Consider the following 20889-nt stretch of genomic DNA (forward strand, 5'->3'; position numbering starts at 1 on the left):
TTAAAAGCTATATTTAAGTCTTGTTTTTTCACACCTCAAAATATCCATTTTGAGTTAAACAGGAAAGGCTAGCCGAGAAATCAGCTAGCCTTTTAAACTATCTACTTTTGAGACAGCCTCTTTCTATTCTCTCCCAAATCATACTCAACAAATAATCAATACCCTGCAGCCCAATCATCTCCTCTTGGATCACCAGCGCCTTCCAACCTACCATCAGGTTTGACCAAGATAGCATCTACCCTACCTATACTTCCTCTTTCCTTGATTTCATGCCCCATCTTTTCCAACTCATCCTTTGTGGATTTACTAAAAGCTCCCTTTTCGGGAAAAATAAAGTTGGGTTTCCATTGGTGGTGGACTCTACCCGCCGTTACTGCTTCGCTCATACTCATTTGATGATCCACTACATTCAGGATCGTTTGGTAAACTGAAGTAATAATGGTACTTCCACCAGGCGTTCCCACCACCATAAACAACTCCCCGTCTTTTTCTAAAATGGTAGGTGTCATGGCACTTAACATCCGCTTCTCAGCTTGAATGGCATTGGCTTTACCTCCCAATAAGCCATAAACATTCGGCACATCCGGCTTACTACTGAAATCATCCATCTCATTGTTCATTAAAAAACCAGCACCCGTAACGAATACCTTTGAACCATAGCCTGAGTTGATGGTTGTGGTCACTGAAACAGCATTCCCCTCAGCATCAATAATCGAATAATGGGTGGTCTCTTCACTTTCCTGATGGTCCAAATTCATCGCCAACACCTCTTCACTGTCCGTTGCTTTTTCGGGGTTTATTTGAGCTACCCGGCTCGCCAAGTAATCATCATCCAATAGCTGTGCTTTAGGTACGTCCCAAAAATCTTCATCTCCCAAGTGCTTGGCCCGATCAGCATAAACCCTTCTTTCCATTTCCGTCATCAAATGAATGGTTTTTGTCTCATGGAATCCCAATTCTCCCAGTGGAAAATGTTCTGACATTTTTAAAAGTTGCATCAAAGCAATTCCCCCACTACTCGGAGGTCCCATACTGTATACTTTGGTGCCCCTGTAATTTCCCTGAATTGGCTCCCGCCATTTAGAAGCATATTTTTCCATATCCTCCAATTCGATAATACCATTTCCAGCTTTCATTTCTGCCACCAACAGCTCTGCCGTTTTACCCTTGTAAAAACCATCCCGGCCTTCCAGTTGAATTCGCTTCAAAGTAGCGGCCAAATCTTTTTGAACCAACACATCTCCTTTTTCCCATTTTCCTTTCAACTTCACCAAAGGAATCTGGGTACTGTCCCTGTTATGTTTGATAAAGACAGATCGGTATCTATTGTAATTGTTTGCCTGATTTTCCGTGATGGCAAATCCTTTCCTGGCCAGCTGATATGCCGGTGCTATCAAATCCTTCAAAGGCAAACTTCCATACTTTTTGTGGGCTTCAATCATTCCATCTACTGAACCTGGAACGCCCGATGCCATTGGACCGGCCAGGCTGAGTCCATCAATGATCTCTCCATTTTCATCTTGATACATCTCTTCATAAGCAGCCAAAGGCGCTTTCTCCCTAAAATCCAAAGAGGAAACATTTCCATTGGACTGACGGTACATCATAAACCCTCCACCTCCAAGGTTTCCTGCGGCCGGATAAACCACTGCCAGGGCAAAGTGCACTGCCACCATCGCATCTATGGCATTACCTCCCTTTTGAAGCACCTCAATTCCTACCTTTGACGCTTCGGGATGGGCAGAAACCACCATAGCCTTTTCTCCTATAGCGGATTTCCCTTCCAAATAATCCTCTTTATTTATTCTGGCGCAGCTTGCCAAATAAATTATAAGTAGTAAAATAGAAGCTCCTTGAAAAATGCGGAAGCGATTGATCATCGTTTTTTTAAATATCATGATTCTTGGAAATTGAAGTATTTGATAATAATAAAGTCAACTTAAAAAAAGTCTGCCTCTATTCTAATCGAAAAATATTCCCAATATCACATAAAACAAAACCGATCATCATTTCTTCTGCACAAACCACCAATAAAAAAGGAAAAGGCACTCTTTAAATCGATTTGATTGGCCTATGCTTCTGTAATTTATTATTAAATTGAACCATTAATCCAGATTAGCATGAAGCCTATTTTATTTAAAATAGCCAAAATCGAAGAAGAGGCCGTTCGTATTTTACAGGAAGACTATCCTTACTTTTATGACAACCTACATTACCATGTAGAAACACAAATTATGGTCATTATTGAAGGAGAAGGCACTTACTTTATCGGCGATGCCATCGGCCATTTCAAAACTGGTGATATTTTTATCTTGGGTTCCAACCTTCCCCATTTCTTCAGAAGTGACAAATCTTACTATGAGGATAATACAAATTTAAGATCCAAAAACATTTCAATTCTATTCTCTTTTGATGCTTTGGGAGAAAAACTGTTGGGACTTCCTGAATTCCATGGCATCAAAAAGTTATTGCAATTCAGTAAAAGAGGCTTATTGGTGGAAGGCAAATCCAAAGAAGCCCTTTATCATTCTGCTGAAAAAATAGCTCAAAAAAGTGGCTTGGATAGGATTCTTTACCTTCTAAAACTGCTGGATAAACTCTCCAAAAGCACTGAACTGACCGCTTTGAGCCATATTAACTTTGAACCGGGCTCCCTGCCCCAAGACACCACCAAGGTCAATATGGTCATCAATTTTATCATGGAAAACTTCTCGCAGGATATTTCCCTCGCTGATGCTGCCGGGGTGGCCAACCTGAGCATCAATGCCTTTTGCCGTTATTTTAAGCAACATACCCGCAAGACATTCTCCCAATTTCTCAATGAAATCCGAATAGGCCATGCCTGCAAACAATTAATTGAAGAAGAGTTCAGTGTCAAAGAAATAGCTTTCGATAGTGGCTATTTTAACATCTCCTACTTCAATAGGCAGTTCAAACAAATCACCGGCTACACACCTTCTGATTATGTGAAAACCCATACACAAAAACACAACAAAGCCAGTTAAGTTACATGAGAAATCGCATAATAACACCATTCAGGTTTCTTACAAAAATGTAAACAATTATACCTTACAACCATTGGTCTTTGAGAAAAACCCACATGTATAATATCCGCAAATGCACCAATATCGATCAACGGTGTATCCAATTGTTCGTTTTGGTTAAGATATTGATGCATCAGGCTTCTGACCATTTTAACAATGTATTTAAGCTTACTGCCACCATTGATGATAATCAGAAAAGCCCAATTTTCCAGATCAATATTTGCTAAACTTAATCATCAGTGCTCGCATTCAACGTGGCATCCCTTCTTAGTCCGTCACCAGAAAGGAAAAGGTCTGGATATAACATTACTCACCTAAAACTGCCCTTCCACATCTTAGCCATTACCTTAGGATAGATCGATCACTCAGCTTACTTACTTCTAGATAATGGTGAAGCCAAGGTATATATAAGATAAAGCTTTGATTACCATAGCAAGCTTTCTCAAATGAGAGGTGGACCTGATGGGTAGAAGCAATATTTCTGGCTTGAGGTTTCCTATCTACCTTTAGGTGTTAGGTTTTTACTTTTTGTGTTTAAAGCCTGTCCCAATATTCTTTCGGGGATAAAAAATAAAACCTTATCGTAAATAGCTGCACTCCATTTGGGCAATCAAATGTAAAACTACTATACCAGAAGAGATATGATTAAGAAACAACAAGCTTTGATTACCATAGTAAAATATTTGTAAACTCTATCTTTTCAATGCCTCTCATAAATGCTGACGTATTTCTAAAAACGATTCACCAAACTTTGTACTTTCGCCCTTCAGCCTTAGACTTCTAGCTTTTAGCTTTCAGCCTAAAACTCTACTCCCCTCCACCATGCACGAATGAATTTTCTCCTCATAAAGAACCTTCAAACTAGCATTAAAGTAGTAGCAAAGCTAGGGTAAAGCTACATCAAAGCTGGGGTAAAGCTGGGGTAAAGCTGGGATTACCCTGATCCTTGGGACAACGTTTTACCAAAATAACACAATTTCAATATCGTTTTACCAATATCATTCTATTTCAATGGACAAAGAAGTTTCTAGTTTGTCCTTGTCTGCCAGCCATATGCAGGCTATTACATTTTATAACAAACGACACTCATGAATATTGGTGCATTAAAAATAAAAGTAACTTATACCTGGCTTCGATAAGGCCAGACAACAATAGTCATACTGCAACCACCCTCGAAAACTCTAGCGCCACAAAACATCTGTGTTGATCTTTATCCATCTGTGGACCAACACATCTTTATACCTAAAATGATTGCCCTCAAAAACAATGGATAAACCTACTAGGCATACCGGTCCACGGCAAAGCCTTTCAATGGAACAATTCCTTCTTTGCCTTTGCTAAGGTCAGCTAGAATTTTACCAGTAGCTGGAGCCAAACTCAGCCCCATCATGCTATGTCCTGCACCGAAAGCCACATTTTTCCATTTTGGAGCCTTGCCTATATAGGGTAGTCCATCAGGAGAACAAGGACGCATTCCTTTCCATATTTGACTTTCTTGGGGAAAGTCAGCTTTAAAATCAGGATAATAAGCCTTTATGGATTCATAAATTCCACGAACCCTATTAAGGTTGATTTCCTCTGACTTATTGGAAATTTCCATGGTTCCTCCAAATCGAACTTTATTTCCATATGGGCTTTGCGAGACCCTCGCTTCTGTCAAGATGCTGGCTTGCATCAATGGAGGTGTATTGGGCAATTCAAAGCTGTAACCCTTCCCTCCCATCATGGGCAATCTAAAGCCAAGCATTTTAGCAATCTGATCGGACCAGCTTCCTGCACAAACCATCACCTGATCGCAATCAATTTTTCCTTCATTGGTAATCACCGCATTGACATTATCCACTCCCTTTTCAAAGCCCTCTATGCTGACTCCAGGTTTTAAAATTACCCCTTGATCAAATAGGTATTGCTTCAATTGGATATAAAGATCCTTTGGAGATAAGTGGGCGTCTTCTGGAAAATAGATCCCTCCCCGAGCATCCACTCTTTGATTGGGCTCTAATTTTTCGATATCCCCAATAGTTAATATTTCAGCTTCTAGACCACTTTCTTGGGCCACATGACAAAATTCAGCCTCTTCCCTTTCACCCTCTGCTGTCTTATATAGCATCAGCAATCCCTTGTCTTGCAGTCGTATGTTGTCATTTCCATGTGCTTTTACAAAATCCAAATACAACTGTTTACTGAATAAACTGATCCCTTTTAAGTATGGAATCGATTTTTGAACATGTTTGGCATTGGAGTTTCTATAGAACAGCAAACACCAATCGATCAATCTTTTATCCAATCTGGGCTGGATATAAAAAGGACTTTTAGAAGAAAGCATCCAAGAAATGCCTTTTGAAATCATGCCTGGCGAGGCCAAAGGAATGATATGACTGGGCACGATCATACCTGCATTTCCTGTAGAACAGTTGACTTTCATGTCTCCTTTATCTACGACGATCACTTCTGTTCCCTCCTTATGAAGAAAGTAAGCCGTAAAAAGCCCCACTATTCCTCCACCGATTACAACTGTTGGTTTCATATCGTTGTTTGTCCAAATCTTGAACTGTCTAATTATAAAGTTTATTCACCCAGATTAAATGCTTCTTATTAAATGATTTCCAGTGTTATCAAAAAAGAGCGAAGCTGTAGGGTAAAATTATCAATGCTCAACCTTCACTAAATTTACTGGCGTTTGGGGTAATAGTAGAAAGCTAAAAGGTTAATATCCTATATACCATTTCTCATAGCCTTCAATTATTCCTAATCACGAGCTTCTGATATTCAGTCTCGTCCCCCACCACATCTATCTTAAGTCTAGCGTCTATGATCTCAAACCCCACTAAATCACCTGAAAGCCATGTACGTAAGGATCATCATCATCTAGGAATATGGTGCTATACCCCGTGACCATTGCCCACCCTTCAATGCTCGGAATAATGGCAGGAATCCCTCCAACTGTAGTCGTCTCTACAATTTCCCCTGTAAACTTCGAACCAATATAGCTTTCATTGACAAAGGGTTGATTCACTTTCAACTTGCCCCTGGCATGCAGTTGAGCCATTCGTGCAGAGGTACCCGTTCCGCAAGGAGATCGATCTATGGCCTTGTCTCCATAAAAAACCGCGTTTCTTCCATCAGAAGATTCATCTAAGGGCTTCCCGATCCATTGAATATGGCTCAGCCCATTGATACGGGGATTTTCAGGATGAATAAATTCATATTTCTCATTGATGGCTTTCCTTAATTTCCGGCTCATGGTAATCAGTTGTTCAGCCGTGAAGTCCTGCAACCCACTGAAATTTTCTTGCGGGTCAATGATAGCATAGAAATTCCCTCCATAAGAAACATCAAAGGTCAACTCCCCCAATGTTTCACAATGAATGGTCAAGTCTTGAGCAATGACAAAACTGGCCACATTGGTAAGTTTTACGGTCTTTACCTTTTTACCTTCCTGCTCATATTTAACCTTTACCAGTCCAGCCGGAGTTTCAATCCTGAGCTTTCCTTCTTCTTTGGGTACAATTAGCCCCTCCTCAATGGCTACCGTCACCGTGCCAATAGTTCCATGCCCACACATCGGTAGACAACCACTGGTTTCGATGTACAGTACTGCCACATCATTAGCGGGATCATGGGGTGGATAAAGCATGGATCCCGACATCATGTCGTGCCCACGAGGTTCAAACATCAAACCTCTTCTGATCCAATCATAATTTTCAATGAAAAACTGACGTTTTTCAAACATATTCTCTCCCTCCAAAAAAGGGACACCACCAGTAACCACTCTTACCGGATTACCACAGGTATGAGAATCAATACAACTAAATGTTTTCTTCATTCAATAATTATACAAGAACTTTATGGCACCAATTTACCATCCACTACTCTCGGTATTCCCAATGGATTGGATTCTTTCAAGGCTTCTGGCAACAACCTATCTGGACAATTTTGAAGGGCCAAAGGCCTCAAGAACCGCTTGATGGCATATACCCCGACCGAGGTACTTCTGCTGTCAGAAGTAGAAGGGTAAGGCCCTCCATGTTGCATGGCATACCCAACTTCCACGCCGGTAGGAACTCCACCAAACAATAATCTTCCGCATTTCTCTTGAAGTTGGCTGATCAACTCTCCTAGCTCTTTTAACTCTTTCTCCTCGGCCCAAAGGGTAATGGTCAATTGTCCCTGAAGTTGTTCCGCTACATCATGGAGTTCTTCCTGATTTCTATAAGAAACCACGATTCCAAATGGGCCAAAAACTTCTTCCTGAAAAGATTTGTTTGCTAGCCAATCTTGGACATTGGTCATGGCCAAAGCCGGTTCTCCCAAGCCAGTATCAGTTGCCTTTTTGCTCCAGCTCAATGCTTCAGATTGCGCTAAGTCGCCTAATGCACTACTGTAAGCCTTTTGGATACCCCCATTGAGCATGGTCTGTCCATCGATGCTTTCCAAAACTGCTCCCGCCTTTTCTGCAAAATTGTGAGCATACTTTTCAGGAATAAAGATAATACCTGGGTTCGTACAAAACTGTCCCACGCCCATGGTCAGTGATTGCGCATACTGACTGGCCAATCTTTCAATGTCTCCATAAAGCATCCCTTCCGTTACAAAAATAGGGTTTGTGCTTCCCATCTCTGCATACACCGGAATTGGTTCTTCACGGTTGTTTGCTAAATCAAACAAAGCTTTTCCTCCTTTGAAAGAACCAGTAAATCCAACTGCTTTAGTCAGTGGGTGTTTTACCAATGCTTGACCTTCTTCTATGCCTCCTTCCACAAGTTGGAAAACGCCTTTAGGCAAATCAGATTTTTCTAGAGCTTTCTGAATGGCACCAAAGACCAGCAAAGAGGTTTTTGGATGAGAGGGGTGACCTTTATAGACCACAGTACAGCCTGAAGCCAACGCGGACACACTGTCTCCTCCAATGGTAGAAAATGCCAAAGGAAAATTACTGGCTCCGAAAACGGCCACAGGCCCAATTGGAACCAAGAACCGACGCAAGTCTGGCTTTGGAGCTGGTGTCCTCGCCGGATCCCCATGATCGACAGTGGCCTCCAGGTAACTGCCCTCTTCAATATAAGAAGCAAAGAGTTTTATTTGCCCTGTGGTTCTGCCAAATTCTCCTGAGATTCTACCTTCTGGTAAATGGGACTCCTCACATGCTATAGGGACCAATTCCTCCTTTACCTCTTCAAGACAGGAAACTACTTCCTTTAGGAAGTTGGCCCTCTCTTTAAGTGAGGTGTTTTTATATTTTTTAAATGCTTTTGTGGATTGGTTTAATACCTGATCTATTTGCATTACACGCTGGTTTTTAAAGATGCTAATTCCGGTCTATGATCGAGGCCCTTTTGAATGACCGCTTCAATTCTGTTTCTTTCTTCTCCTACCAAGGTTAATCTCGGTGCACGGACATGCTCCGTTCCAATACCCGCCATTTGCTCAGCAAGTTTGATGTATTGGACCAATTTAGGATGAATATCCAACTCTAGCAATGGCAAGAACCACCTATAAATGGCCAGAGCCTCATCAATTTTCCTTTCTTTAATTAAATCAAACAATACCACTGTTTCCTTTGGAAAAGCACATACCAAGCCAGCAACCAAACCATCCGCTCCCATCAAGACACTTTCCATGGTCAGGGTATCCACACCACACAAAATCTTGTAACGGTTTCCAAACCTGGTTTTCATTCTTGTCACGTTGGAAACATCCCTGGTGGACTCTTTCACGGCTTGGATATTTTCACATTCCATAAGCTCATCAAACATCTCCAAGGTCACGTAAGTTTTATAATCAACAGGATTATTATAAATCATGATCGGCAAAGAAGTCGCATTAGCAATGGTCTTGAAGTAGGTAACAGTTTCCCTATGGTCTGACGGGTACCTCATGGGAGGCAAGAGCATTAATGCTTCCGCTCCAATTTCCTCTGCTTTTTTGGCCCAATATACCGCTTTGGAGGTAGCTCCCTCTGCAATATTGAGAATTACAGGCACCCTACCAGCTATCTTCTCGATCGTCTTTTTGGTTAACTCCAGCTTCTCCTCATCATCCAAGACACTTGATTCACCAAGTGTCCCGCCCAAAATCACTCCGCTCACTCCTGCATCAATTTGGGCTTCAAGGTTAACAAAAAACATATCATAATCGATACTACCATCAGCATTAAATTTCGTAGTGACAGCAGGAAAAACTCCGTTCCAATTCATAGTTCTCTTATTTTGTTTAAGACAAATGTAGCGCTTGTTCTAATACCATAATTGCACCAAATTAGTGATATATAATACCATATTGATAAGCTTGTAAAAACCAACTATGGGAATTTCATTTACTGTATGATACTCCATTAATCCCAGATCTTTATAGAAAGATAGCAGATTCCAATTCCACCTCCTTATTTTTTATTTACTTTGTCCCATGCTAAGTCCACTTTCCTTATTAGAGCTTAACCAACAAATCCAACAAGCACTGGATAGCCATCTGGCTCCTTCATATTGGGTCATTGCTGAGATTGGAGAAATCAGGGACTCTCCTAGGGGCCATGCTTATTTGGAACTGGTGGAGAAAAGTGAACAGCAGATCTTAGCTAAAATCAAAGCCAATATCTGGTCTTACACCTACCGAGGAATTGCTTCCAGGTTTACCCATATTACCGGGCAACCTCTCAAAAGTGGTATGAAGGTCCTTGCCCAAGTTGGTGTTCAATTCCATGAAGTCTATGGTCTAAGCTTAAATATCAAAGATATTGACCCCAACTTCACATTGGGGGAAAAGGCAAGAAAACGCCAAGAAACCATAGACCAACTCAATAAGGAAGGACTGATGAACCTCAATAAACAGTTCCTTCTGCCCAAAGTTCCACAAAGAGTTGCAGTAATCAGCTCTCCCAGTGCTGCTGGATTTGGGGATTTCACCAACCAAGTTGACCACAACCGAGAAGGGTATAAAGTACATTGGAAGCTTTTTTCCGCAACCCTGCAAGGAGATCAAGCAGCTAATAGCATCATCAATGCAATCAATGAAGTGGAAGAAAAACTTCAGGAACATTCTTTTGACTTATTGGTCATCATTCGTGGGGGCGGTGCACAGCTGGACCTTGATTGTTTTGATGATTACAACTTGGCCAGGGCTATCGCCAACACTACCTTGCCAGTAGTTACCGGCATTGGCCACGAAAGGGATGAATCCATTGCTGACATGGTAGCGCACAGCAAAATGAAAACACCTACTGCAGTGGCTGAATTTATTCTTTCAGGCTTTAGGGATTTTGAAGACCAAATCGAAGGACGCTTAAAACAATTGGAAAGACATGCGGCTTACCAGCTACAAAAAGAAGATCGAAGGATCAACAATACAGAACATTTACTCAAAAACATCTTCCTTTCCCAAGTAAACCGGGAGAAGGAAAGAACAGTGCGATCACAGTACAATATATTGTCCCGTTCAGGACAATTGATCAAACTGAAAGCTAATCAATTGGATCACTTGGATGAAAACTTCAAGAAGCTTATCAGGTCAATTGTATTACAGGAAAAACAAAAATTAGAAAGACTTAATAAAGATCTTAACAGGCTAGACCCTATGACCTTTTTCCAAAAAGGCTATACCAGATCAGAAATCAATGGAAAACCTTTAAAACAGGTAGCTATATCAGCTGGAGATATCCTGACAACATACACCAGCAAGGAAGTTATTACAAGTACCGTCAATTCTATCCATAAAAATGAGCAATAAAGAGAATTTCAGTTATGATAAGGCCATGGCCAGAATCGAGGAAATCGTCCAACTCTTGGAGGATGATGAAAAGAGCATCGATGAATTATCGGCTTTGGTCAGCGAAGCCAGCAAACTGGTAAAGGAATGCAAAAACAAGCTTAGGATGACCGAGGAAGACATTCTAAAAGCTTTTGGAGAGGATGAGGCCTAGCTTATAGGCTTCCTCCTATTTTTGTTTGATGTATTCTTCTCTGGCCTCAGGAGTCAAAATCCCTTCAAAAATAATCGAAATGGCCTGATCATATATTTTGGCAGGATTTACTTTCAAACTTGTCACCATCTCCCTGGGAAATTGGCCCAAAAACCTAGGGTCGATTAAGTTCTGGATAGCAGAAGCATACAAAATCACTACCATACTCTTATCCACATGATCAGAGACCAAGCCCTGATCTATTCCATCCTGAATCAAGCGTTGAAAACGCAAATAGGCCGAAGTCCTGATATAGTCTTCCAAAGCTGCCCATACTGCCGGAACATGCTCCCTTAAATCCTCTAATAAATCCGGGTTGATATGAGCCAAATCCTTGGCTATAGCAGACAGCATTGATTTTAACTTCATCAAAAAGGTCAATTCCTCGTTTTGAAGAATGGTCTCCACTTTTAACCCTAACCTTGTTTTCAATAGATTAAAAGAAGCTTCCAGCAACTCCAACTTCCCTGGAAAATACTGATAAACAGTCTTTTTACTCATTCCCAATTTCTTGGAAATATCGTCCATCGTGGTATTTTTAAATCCCTTTCTGAAAAACAGCTCATTAGCTGCTTCCATGATTTTTACTTCTACTTCTTGCTTATTACTCATTTCCTTCCTAACTGACTTTCAAATATAGCCATTAAGCTCCAAATAGCTAAGCATTCTAAATTATACAGGTCTCGTATCCGTTAAATTCCTCTAAAAAATGTAGATTTGAACATTCATTTTAAAACATACTATAGGACCTACATGAGCAGCGTTTCGAACAAAGAAGCCCAAAATCGTATTACTGAATTAACAAAGACTATCAATCGTCACAACCATCTTTACTATCAAGAAGACAAGAGTGAAATCAGTGATTATGAGTTTGATCAACTTTTGGCAGAATTGGCCAGCTTAGAGGAACAATTTCCCGAATACCAGGATAAAAACAGTCCTACACTTCGAGTTGGAGGAACCATTACCAAAGAGTTTGAAACTGTTGAGCATGAAACCAGAATGCTGTCTTTGGGCAACACCTACAGTAAAGAGGAATTGCTGGCATTTGACGAGCGTGTAGCCAAAGGTTTGGGACATAGATCCTATACTTATTTTTGTGAACTAAAATTTGACGGAGTAGCCATAAGTATTGTTTATGAAAATGGAGAGTTGGTAAGAGCAGTCACCCGAGGGGATGGGTTTAGAGGGGACAATGTGACCGAAAACGTCAAAACCATTAAAAATATCCCTCTTTATTTAAAAGGAGAAAACATCCCTGCAAAATTTGAAGTACGTGGAGAGATATTTCTTCCCATCAAAGAGTTTGAAAAAATCAATGCAGAGCGGGAAGCCAATGGAGAAGCCCTTTTGGCCAACCCAAGAAACACTGCCTCTGGAACCCTAAAAATGCAGGACAGCGGCGCGGTGGCTAAAAGGAGGCTTAATTGCTACTTTTACCAACTCCTTGGCGATGACATCGGTGTGGATAATCACTTTGAGGCCATGCAGTTGTTGGAAGAATGGGGATTCAACATCTCCCCTACTTACAAAAACTGTACAGATATCAATTCAGTATTGGACTATATCGAGTCATGGAGAGAGAAGCGTCATGAGCTTCCTTTGGATACTGATGGAGTAGTACTGAAAATCAACAATTACGACCAACGAGAAGAATTAGGCTTTACTGCCAAGATACCCAGATGGGCCATTGCCTACAAATACAAAGCGGAAAGTGCGGAAAGTGAACTGATGTCTGTCACTTATCAGGTGGGCAGAACAGGTGCCATTACACCTGTGGCAAACCTTTCCCCAGTACTGCTTGCAGGAACTACCGTCAAACGGGCTTCCTTGCACAACGCCAACGAGATAGAAAGGCTGGACTTACATGATGGAGACACCGTTTATGTGGAAAAAGGAGGAGAAATCATTCCTAAAATAACAGGTGTAGCCATCGACCAAAGAAAACCCAATGCATTACCAATTGCTTATATCAGCCACTGCCCTGAGTGTGGCACGCAACTAGAACGCAAAGAAGGTGAAGCAAAGCATTTCTGCCCAAATACCACTTCCTGTCCTCCTCAAATCCTGGGAAGGATCGAGCACTTCGTATCCAAGAGAGCCATGAATATTGATAGCATGGGCACGGAAAGGATCAGGGCATTAATCAATCAAGGTTATGTGGAAAATCCAGCAGACCTATATGAGCTGGAATCACAAAAAGACAGACTATTAGGCTTGGAAATCAATTCCGACCAATATGAAAAGAGTAGCGATGGTTACCTGTATGTAGCGCTGAGAAAAGCTCTTTTCTCCATTACAGAAGGCATTGCCCTTTCTGCAATTGATAAATACCTCACGGAAAACGAAACGCTTGAACAAAGCCCAAAACTTAAGAATTTCTCAACCTTCATCAGGAACCAAAATAAAAAAGTAGGCCAAAATATTGCTTCCCTTGAAAAATTCATCGAGCTCTTGACTGGCCTTGAACATGATCAAATTGAAGACTTTGTGCCCACCTCTGTGGTTTTGGCCATGTTTGTGGGAAATCAGATCAGTGTGGAAGAGCTTCGCAAAATCAGTCAGAAAAACAATACGGTGCATGATATCGTGCTCACTTTTAACTTTGAATTGAGCAGTGACCAAGAGGATAAAATCAAAAAGTTAAAAGGAAACACCTTTCAAGAAGGGGTAATCTCAAATATGCTTCAAGGAATTAATGCCTCCAAAGAACAGCCTTTTGAGAAGGTACTTTTTGCCATTGGGATAAGAAATATTGGTGAAAACACCGCTCAAATTCTGGCTCAGCATTTCAAAAACATTGATGATTTGAAGGAGGCCAGTATAGAGGCGCTTTTGGAAATCAACGGTGTAGGAGAAACTTTAGTGCAAAGCCTTCAAGAGTTTTTTGCGCAAGAAACGCATCTCCAAATGGTTGAAAGGCTAAGGGCTCATGGGCTTCATTTCGAGATCAAAGAAGAAGACCTTCCTCAGTTGGAAAGCAATAATTTGGAGGGAATGAAAATATTGGCTTCAGGAAAGCTAAATCACTTTAAACGCGATGAAATTATAGATGTGATCACAGCAAACGGTGGCACTTACGTTAAATCGGTTTCCAAAAGTCTTAGCTTTATTATTGAAGGAGAAGATATGGGGCCAAGCAAAAAGGAAAAAGCGGAAAAGTTAGGCGTGAAATTAATCTCTGAGGCAGAGTTTATGCAAATGATCGATAAGCAATAACCTAATCCTAACAAGATGAAATGGATCAAAGAGTTCTTTATCGCGCTTGAAGTCAAAAAAAACAGACCAATTGATTACCAGAAAAACAAAAAATCAATTGAGGATATAAAATCAATTCATATTTTAGCGGCTTCAAATGAAGATTTGCATGTGATCGAGCGTGTTGTGCGAGCAAATTGGCCAAATGAACTCTCCTTCTCAGGAAGGTATTATAACGAAGTGGAAGATAGCGAAAATAACTTTGCCTATAAGGACTTCAACCTATTAGGAAAGCCAAACGCATCTTTGCAATCCTTTTTGAATGATCAGGCAGATATCTTCGTTGTTGCTGTGGATGACTTAAACTCCTTCATGCATTTAGTAACCAAAAACAAACACGCTGCCTATAAGATAGGCTTTCATTCACCTGAAGGAGGTGAATTATTAGATCTTATGCTCACCAAAGAACAGGATGATCTAACATCAAATATTGAAAATTTACTTAAATACCTAAAGAAGATAATTTAGAAATGGAGCAATTTATTGGGACAGGAGTAGCGTTGATTACCCCTTTTGAAGAGGATGGAAAAATTGATTTTATTGGGCTGGAAAAGGTAATCGAACATGTGATCCAAGGTGGTGCAGACTATTTGGTGGTACAAGGAACCACTGGAGAAGCATCTACCATGACCAGAGAAGAAAAGAGAATCGTCCTTGCAGAAGCAATTAAAATAAACAATAACAGGGTTCCTATTGTTTACGGAATTGGCGCAAACAACACCCAAGCTGCCATTGATGAAATCAATGATACAGACCTTTCTGGTGTTGGGGCATTACTATCTGTAAGCCCTTACTATAACAAACCGACCCAAGAAGGTATTTACCAGCATTATATCAAAGTAGCTGAGGCAAGCCCTATTCCTGTCATCCTTTATAATGTACCGGGAAGAACTATGTCCAATGTAGCAGCGGAGACTACTTTAAAATTGGCCGACCACCCTAATATCATTGGTGTAAAAGAGGCAAGCGGAGACTTGGTCCAATGCATGAAAATTGTGAAGGAAAAGCCAGAAGGATTCTTATTGATCTCTGGAGATGATATGCTTACCGCAGCTATGAGGGCTATAGGCTGCCAAGGAGTAATTTCTGTTTTGGCCAATGCCTATCCTGCAATATTCAAGTCTATCAGTCATGGAAGTATAAATGAAGCTAAAGAGGCTACCTTTAGGTTATTGGATATCAACTCCTGGATGTATGCTGAAAGCAACCCCGTGGGGGTTAAGAACCTGTTGAAGCAAATGGGTGTTTGTGGAGATCAAGTGAGATTACCACTGTTAAGGGCAAGTAAAAGTCTCGAGGATAAAATCAAGCTTTTGTCAGAAAGCGTTTAAAGCAAAAAAGGTGACCAACTGAGCTGGTCACCTTTTTTTATACGAAGGAATTTATTAACCTTGATTTTTGATATCCTGAACTTCCTTACGGATGTCCTGTGCAATATTCTTAAGATCTTGCATGCCTTTTCTAACTCTAGTTCCTGCAGCTTGGTTTCCCTTGTCATAGAACTTTTCGAAATCAGCTTCCAAAGCCATAACTAGATCCTTGATTTCACTAAATCTGCTCATAGTAAAAATTAATTTTTTGGTTGATGATAAGTTTTATTTTTCCAACAATATAGTCAAAATGTTTATAAAACAACAGATCAGGCACTTTTTTTGGAAATTATTCCCCAAAAGAAGTAGCCAATTCAGTGGTCTTATAATAGCCACTGGTCAACTTATCCTTGATCGCTTCGAAGGCAGTAATTGTCTCCTTCACATCTTCCAAAGTATGCACCGCAGTTGGGATCAACCTTAGGATAATCATTCCTTTCGGAACAACTGGGTAAATAACTACCGAACAGAAAATATTATAGTTCTCTCTAAGGTCTTTGCTCAAAGTTGCAGCCTCCCCAACTGTACCGTTCAATACAACTGGTGTAACAGGAGTGGTAGTGGTACCAATGCTGAAACCTTTTTCTTTGAGACCGTTCTGAAGTGCGTTGACTACTTTCCAAAGATTGGCTTTGTGCTCAGGGTTATTTCTTAATAATTCCAATCTTTTCAGCCCGCCTTCTACAAATACCATAGGAAGGGATTTAGCAAAAATCTGTGAACGCATGTTGTATTTCAAGTAGTGAACTACTTTCTCATCACCAGCGATAAACGCACCAATACCGGCCATTGATTTAGCAAAAGTAGAGAAATAAAGATCAATCTGATCTTGGACACCTTGCTCTTCTCCTGCTCCAGCACCTGTTGGTCCCATAGTTCCAAAACCGTGAGCATCGTCCACAACCAACCTGAATTGGTATTTCTCCTTAAGTTTAACAATACCTTTGAGGTCCCCCATATTACCTGTCATGCCGAACACTCCTTCAGTGATCACTAGAATGCCTCCTCCAGTTTCATTGGTAAGCTTCTCAGCCCTAACCAACTGCTTCTCGAAGCTTTCCATATCATTGTGTGGGAATACGAAACGTTTACCAATATGCATTCTCAATGCATCAATGATACAGGCGTGGCATTCACTATCGTATACAATCACATCCTTACGATCCACTAAAGAGTCGATCACTGACATAATTCCCTGATAGCCAAAATTCAACAAATAAGCTTTTTCTTTACCTACAAACGCTGCCAATTCTCTTTCCAACTGCTCGTGCAAATCCGTATTACCAGACATCATTCTGGCACCCATCGGATAGGCAGCTCCCCATCTTGCTGCCGCTTCTTGGTCTGCTTTTCTTACCTCTGGATGGTTAGCCAATCCAAGGTAGTTGTTCAAGCTCCAAGTAAGGACTTCTTTCCCTTTGAATTTCATTCTAGGAGCTATTTCTCCTTCCAATTTAGGGAACATGAAATATCCCTCTGACAAGTCAGAATGCTTGCCCAAAGGACCTAGATTAGTGTGTAGTTTTTCAAATATATCCAAAACCTATAATCGTTTAGAGTACTTAATGCTTACTTCTTATACTGTTCGTTAAAACCCCCAAAAATAGCACTTTTTATAATCCTGTGCAAAAATAGCCCTGCTTTTCAGTTATTCACACATTATTCTTATCTTTCAATACATGCTTTTTTAATCTTAAAAATACCCAAAGTAAAACCATGAGTAGCATACAAAAAATCCTAGTTGCCAACCGAGGGGAAATTGCCCTGAGGATCATGAGAACTGTCCGAGAAATGGGCATTCAATCAGTAGCTGTATATAGTGACGCAGATAGAAATGCCCCCCATGTTCAATATGCAGATGAAGCAGTTTACCTAGGCCCTTCCCCCTCTAACAAATCCTATCTCTTAGGTGATAAAATCATTGAACTTTCAAAAGCATTAAAAGTAGATGCCATTCATCCAGGTTATGGCTTCTTATCTGAAAACGCAACCTTTGCCAAAAAAGTAACAGATGCTGGACTGCTATTCATCGGACCTTCAGCTTCCGCCATAGAAATCATGGGCAGTAAGCTTGCTGCAAAAAAGGCTGTATCCCAATACAATATCCCCTTGGTGCCTGGAACGGAAGAAGCTGTTTCGGACATTGGTGAAGCTAAAAGAACCGCAAAGGAAATAGGTTATCCTATTCTAATCAAAGCCAGCGCCGGTGGGGGTGGAAAAGGTATGCGTATAGTTGAGCAAGAGAGTGAATTCGAAGAACAAATGCAGCGTGCAGTCAGTGAGGCAAAGTCTGCTTTTGGAGATGGAGCTGTTTTTATAGAAAAGTACATCACCTCTCCAAGGCATATTGAAATTCAAATATTAGGCGATCAGCATGGAAACATTGTACACTTATTTGAAAGAGAATGCTCTGTTCAGAGAAGACACCAAAAAGTCATAGAAGAAGCACCCTCAGCAGTGGTCTCTCCACAAATGCGGGAAGCGATGGGCAAAGCGGCAGTAGATGTGGCCAAAGCTTGTAATTACTATGGAGCAGGAACTGTAGAGTTTATTGTAGATGAAAAACTCAACTTTTATTTTTTGGAGATGAACACCAGGCTTCAGGTAGAACACCCTGTAACAGAAATGATCACCGGAAAAGACTTGGTGAGAGAACAGGTCTATATTGCCGCAGGGAAAAAGTTAAGCTTTTCGCAAAATGACCTTTCCATTAGAGGGCATGCCATTGAAGTTCGTGTTTATGCTGAAGACCCCAAAAACAACTTTCTACCAGACATTGGAAAACTATCTTTCTATAAAAAGCCTCATGGACCTGGTATTCGAGTTGATGATGGTTTTGCCGAAGGAATGGATATTCCTATTTTCTATGATCCTATGATTGCTAAATTGATCACCTACGACGAAAACCGTATTGGAGCTATTAACAAAATGATCAGGGCTATCGAAGGCTATAAGATCACAGGAATTGAGACAACACTTTCTTTCGCTAAGTTCGTCATGAGCCATGAAGCATTCCGATCCGGCAATTTTGATACAAAATTTATCGAAAGGTATTTTACTCCAGAAAACTTAAATAACACCTTTGATGAGGAAGAAGCTGAAATCCTAGCGACAATAGCTGTGCATTTATTTGCTTCTGACAAAAACAAAAGCAAACCTTCAAACATCGATCCGCAGACCAAGAACCTATCAAATTGGAATAAAAGAAGATGGAATGGCTGAAATATTACCGCTGAAAGCTTGGAGATATCATCCTAGATACACTGATTCTTTGGAGAAGCTTACTTCCCCCCTATTTGATGTAGTTTCTCCAACCCAATTGGATTTACTGTATTCAAACCCCATCAATAGTATTCACTTTACACTGCCACATAAAGATCACACAGTACAGAAAACATCATCTTTGTTGAAAAACTGGAAGGATCAGGGCGTGATCATCCAAGATCAACTTCCTGGAATATATGTTTATTACCAGTATTTCAGGCTTCCTGGATCATCAAAAGAACATTGTCGCAAAGGTTTTGTCATCCACATCAGGGCTTACGACTGGGATGAAAGGCAAATACTCAGGCATGAAGACACCATTGCCCATTCAGTTAAAGAAAGAGTCAACCTATTGAACGCCACAGAAATCCAGTCAAGCCCAACACATGGTTTATATGAAGATACCTCATTTTTATTGGAAGCCTATATGGATGAATCCATCAAAAAACCAATATATGACTTGAAGGATTACCAAGGAGTGAGGGAAGTTCTATCCGTAATTACAGATACATCCATTATTGCTCGCTTTATATCCTTTATGAAGGACAAAAAAATAATTCTGGCCGATGGACACCACCGATTGCAAGCAGCCATTTATTACAAACATCAGTGTGCTAAAGTAAACAAAAATCACAATGGAAATGAGGGCTACAATTATCATATGATGTACTTGACCAATTCTCGTTCCAATAACTTAAAAATACTTCCAACTCATCGTTTAGTCAAAAAATTAGGAATCTCCAGAGAAACCGTCTTGGACAAAAGTAAAAAATATTTTGACATTGAAATCATTTATGACACTGATGAAATCGACCCCATGAATTTACAACAGAAATGGTCTTTCATATTAATATTTAGAGACAAAGCATATTTGATTTCCTTAAAAGAGAACAAGATTAATGAATACAATAGTGCTTTTCCAGAAGTAGTTAAAAACTTGGATTTATCCGTCCTTCACTATTTCTTTGTGGACAAAGTTTTAGGTATTCCATTTAGAAAACAACGTTTTGATGAAAATTTGCTGTATGAAAAAAACTTGCTACGTTGCCAACATAAAGTAGCTGGCCAAGAAGTAGACCTAGCCATCATAACGCGCGAAATCCTTATGGAAGAAGTTATGGCCGTTTGTCATTCAGGACATACGTTGCCGCAGAAATCAACCTATTTTTATCCAAAAGCTTTATCCGGATTGCTCTTTGGCTCCATTAACAGTGAAGAATTCAATTATCCATATTCAAAATATTTCAATCCTTGAAAACCTTACTTCCCAATAAAAAAATTATCCTAGCCTCTAAATCTCCAAGAAGACAAGAGCTTCTTAAAGGTCTTGACTTGATATTTGATATAAAACTAAAAGATGTAAATGAGGATTTTCCAGCCAATTTACCCGATAACGAAGTAGCAGCATTTTTAGCCGAAAAGAAAGCTCTGGCATTTGAAAATGATCTGAAAGAGGATGAGATTTTGATTACTTCAGACACAACCGTTCTTATTGACAAAAAGGTATTAAACAAACCAAAAGATAAAGATGATGCCATCCACATGTTGAGGCAACTATCGGGGAACATTCATCACGTCATTACAGGAGTTTGCATCTTCGATAAAACCAAAAAAGTAGTCTTTGATGATATGACCGAAGTGCACTTCAAACACTTAAGCAATGAAGAAATGGAATATTATATTGACAAATATCATCCATTTGACAAAGCAGGCTCATATGGGATACAAGAATGGATCGGCTATGCAGCCGTGGACAAAATAATTGGATCGTTTTATACAGTAATGGGACTTCCTGTTCATCGCATATATGAAGAGTTAAAAAACTGGTAGGTTTATAAAGCCATTTTCAAACACAAAAGCCAAGACCTATTATGATAGTTCTTGGCTTTTGTGTTTAAGCAACCCGCTATTAAAATACAGCATCAGTACCTGTTTTAAGGTCTTCTTATGTTTTATGGCACAAAAAAAAGCCCCGTGTCCTTGTAGGACAGGGGGCATA

At 40.3% G+C, this 20889-nt stretch carries 17 protein-coding genes; 9 read left to right on the forward strand and 8 right to left on the reverse strand.

What is annotated here, in order from left to right:
- Positions 1–155 precede the first annotated feature (155 nt).
- Entirely contained in the window at positions 156–1898 is a 1743-nt protein-coding gene (gene ggt / locus IFO69_RS21400) for a gamma-glutamyltransferase (protein ID WP_225444253.1), read from the reverse strand.
- Between the two features lie 222 nt (positions 1899–2120).
- On the opposite strand from ggt, the gene IFO69_RS21405 reads away from it, so the two are divergent.
- The gene (locus tag IFO69_RS21405; RefSeq protein WP_192012201.1) at positions 2121–3005 is read left to right on the forward strand and encodes an AraC family transcriptional regulator; all 885 of its coding nucleotides are present in this window, start codon (positions 2121–2123) and stop codon (positions 3003–3005) included.
- 1318 nt (positions 3006–4323) lie between these two features.
- Here the strand turns inward: IFO69_RS21405 and IFO69_RS21410 are convergent.
- The 4 genes from IFO69_RS21410 to IFO69_RS21425 form a co-directional block, all read right to left on the reverse strand.
- The gene (locus IFO69_RS21410; protein ID WP_192012202.1) at positions 4324–5571 is read right to left on the reverse strand and encodes an NAD(P)/FAD-dependent oxidoreductase; all 1248 of its coding nucleotides are present in this window, start codon (positions 5569–5571) and stop codon (positions 4324–4326) included.
- A 300-nt stretch (positions 5572–5871) separates the two neighbouring features.
- A complete protein-coding gene (locus IFO69_RS21415) occupies positions 5872–6870 on the reverse strand; it encodes a 4-hydroxyproline epimerase (protein ID WP_192012203.1) in 999 nt (332 codons plus the stop codon).
- Between the two features lie 20 nt (positions 6871–6890).
- The gene (locus IFO69_RS21420) at positions 6891–8330 is read right to left on the reverse strand and encodes an aldehyde dehydrogenase (NADP(+)) (RefSeq protein ID WP_192012204.1); all 1440 of its coding nucleotides are present in this window, start codon (positions 8328–8330) and stop codon (positions 6891–6893) included.
- Positions 8330–9241, reverse strand: coding sequence for a dihydrodipicolinate synthase family protein (locus IFO69_RS21425; protein WP_192012205.1), 912 nt, complete (start codon positions 9239–9241; stop codon positions 8330–8332). Before IFO69_RS21425 ends, IFO69_RS21420 begins: the two co-directional genes overlap by 1 nt.
- A gap of 208 nt (positions 9242–9449) precedes the next feature.
- Between IFO69_RS21425 and xseA the strand changes: the two genes are divergently transcribed.
- Together xseA and xseB are read left to right on the forward strand one after the other, a co-directional pair.
- Positions 9450–10766, forward strand: coding sequence for an exodeoxyribonuclease VII large subunit (gene xseA / locus IFO69_RS21430; RefSeq protein WP_192012206.1), 1317 nt, complete (start codon positions 9450–9452; stop codon positions 10764–10766).
- The gene (gene xseB, locus IFO69_RS21435; protein ID WP_192012207.1) at positions 10756–10959 is read left to right on the forward strand and encodes an exodeoxyribonuclease VII small subunit; all 204 of its coding nucleotides are present in this window, start codon (positions 10756–10758) and stop codon (positions 10957–10959) included. Before xseA ends, xseB begins: the two co-directional genes overlap by 11 nt.
- A gap of 15 nt (positions 10960–10974) precedes the next feature.
- On the opposite strand, the gene IFO69_RS21440 is transcribed toward xseB, so the two are convergent.
- Positions 10975–11610: a TetR/AcrR family transcriptional regulator gene (locus tag IFO69_RS21440; RefSeq protein ID WP_192012208.1), complete on the reverse strand. Its 636-nt coding sequence runs from the start codon at positions 11608–11610 to the stop codon at positions 10975–10977.
- Positions 11611–11751: 141 nt separating this feature from the next.
- Here IFO69_RS21440 and ligA point away from each other — a divergent pair, with 141 nt between their 5' ends.
- The 3 genes from ligA to dapA are packed head-to-tail and all read left to right on the forward strand — an operon-like array spanning position 11752 to position 15587.
- Positions 11752–14217, forward strand: a complete 2466-nt coding sequence (ligA, locus tag IFO69_RS21445; RefSeq protein ID WP_192012209.1) for an NAD-dependent DNA ligase LigA — start codon at positions 11752–11754, stop codon at positions 14215–14217.
- 15 nt (positions 14218–14232) lie between these two features.
- Positions 14233–14724, forward strand: coding sequence for a DUF6913 domain-containing protein (locus tag IFO69_RS21450; RefSeq protein WP_192012210.1), 492 nt, complete (start codon positions 14233–14235; stop codon positions 14722–14724).
- Between the two features lie 2 nt (positions 14725–14726).
- Complete coding sequence (gene dapA, locus IFO69_RS21455; protein WP_192012211.1) at positions 14727–15587, forward strand: 4-hydroxy-tetrahydrodipicolinate synthase; 861 nt, start codon at positions 14727–14729, stop codon at positions 15585–15587.
- Between the two features lie 54 nt (positions 15588–15641).
- Here dapA and IFO69_RS21460 read toward each other — a convergent pair whose 3' ends face one another.
- Positions 15642–15818, reverse strand: a complete 177-nt coding sequence (locus IFO69_RS21460; protein ID WP_192012212.1) for a histone H1 — start codon at positions 15816–15818, stop codon at positions 15642–15644.
- 97 nt (positions 15819–15915) lie between these two features.
- Positions 15916–17166 carry an aminotransferase class I/II-fold pyridoxal phosphate-dependent enzyme gene (locus IFO69_RS21465; protein ID WP_192012213.1) on the reverse strand — a complete coding sequence of 417 codons (1251 nt, stop codon included), beginning with the start codon at positions 17164–17166 and terminating at the stop codon, positions 15916–15918.
- Positions 17167–17342: 176 nt separating this feature from the next.
- Here IFO69_RS21465 and IFO69_RS21470 point away from each other — a divergent pair, with 176 nt between their 5' ends.
- The 3 genes from IFO69_RS21470 to IFO69_RS21480 are packed head-to-tail and all read left to right on the forward strand — an operon-like array spanning position 17343 to position 20720.
- Entirely contained in the window at positions 17343–18848 is a 1506-nt protein-coding gene (locus IFO69_RS21470; protein ID WP_192012214.1) for an acetyl-CoA carboxylase biotin carboxylase subunit, read from the forward strand.
- Positions 18841–20145, forward strand: a complete 1305-nt coding sequence (locus IFO69_RS21475) for a DUF1015 domain-containing protein (protein WP_192012215.1) — start codon at positions 18841–18843, stop codon at positions 20143–20145. The genes IFO69_RS21470 and IFO69_RS21475 overlap by 8 nt, the downstream gene beginning before the upstream one ends.
- Complete coding sequence (locus IFO69_RS21480) at positions 20142–20720, forward strand: Maf family nucleotide pyrophosphatase (protein ID WP_192012216.1); 579 nt, start codon at positions 20142–20144, stop codon at positions 20718–20720. Before IFO69_RS21475 ends, IFO69_RS21480 begins: the two co-directional genes overlap by 4 nt.
- Positions 20721–20889 lie beyond the last annotated feature (169 nt).

The sequence above is a fragment of the Echinicola arenosa genome, assembly GCF_014841125.1.
GTDB classification, from domain to species: Bacteria; Bacteroidota; Bacteroidia; order Cytophagales; family Cyclobacteriaceae; genus Echinicola; species Echinicola arenosa.

Coding starts and splice junctions, on each gene's coding strand:
- ggt (WP_225444253.1), bottom strand. CDS start 1,898: ATGATATTTAAAAAAACGATGATCAATCGCTTCCGCATTTTTCAAGGA.
- IFO69_RS21405 (WP_192012201.1), top strand. CDS start 2,121: ATGAAGCCTATTTTATTTAAAATAGCCAAAATCGAAGAAGAGGCCGTT.
- IFO69_RS21410 (WP_192012202.1), bottom strand. CDS start 5,571: ATGAAACCAACAGTTGTAATCGGTGGAGGAATAGTGGGGCTTTTTACG.
- IFO69_RS21415 (WP_192012203.1), bottom strand. CDS start 6,870: ATGAAGAAAACATTTAGTTGTATTGATTCTCATACCTGTGGTAATCCG.
- IFO69_RS21420 (WP_192012204.1), bottom strand. CDS start 8,330: ATGCAAATAGATCAGGTATTAAACCAATCCACAAAAGCATTTAAAAAA.
- IFO69_RS21425 (WP_192012205.1), bottom strand. CDS start 9,241: ATGAATTGGAACGGAGTTTTTCCTGCTGTCACTACGAAATTTAATGCT.
- xseA (WP_192012206.1), top strand. CDS start 9,450: ATGCTAAGTCCACTTTCCTTATTAGAGCTTAACCAACAAATCCAACAA.
- xseB (WP_192012207.1), top strand. CDS start 10,756: ATGAGCAATAAAGAGAATTTCAGTTATGATAAGGCCATGGCCAGAATC.
- IFO69_RS21440 (WP_192012208.1), bottom strand. CDS start 11,610: ATGAGTAATAAGCAAGAAGTAGAAGTAAAAATCATGGAAGCAGCTAAT.
- ligA (WP_192012209.1), top strand. CDS start 11,752: ATGAGCAGCGTTTCGAACAAAGAAGCCCAAAATCGTATTACTGAATTA.
- IFO69_RS21450 (WP_192012210.1), top strand. CDS start 14,233: ATGAAATGGATCAAAGAGTTCTTTATCGCGCTTGAAGTCAAAAAAAAC.
- dapA (WP_192012211.1), top strand. CDS start 14,727: ATGGAGCAATTTATTGGGACAGGAGTAGCGTTGATTACCCCTTTTGAA.
- IFO69_RS21460 (WP_192012212.1), bottom strand. CDS start 15,818: ATGAGCAGATTTAGTGAAATCAAGGATCTAGTTATGGCTTTGGAAGCT.
- IFO69_RS21470 (WP_192012214.1), top strand. CDS start 17,343: ATGAGTAGCATACAAAAAATCCTAGTTGCCAACCGAGGGGAAATTGCC.
- IFO69_RS21475 (WP_192012215.1), top strand. CDS start 18,841: ATGGCTGAAATATTACCGCTGAAAGCTTGGAGATATCATCCTAGATAC.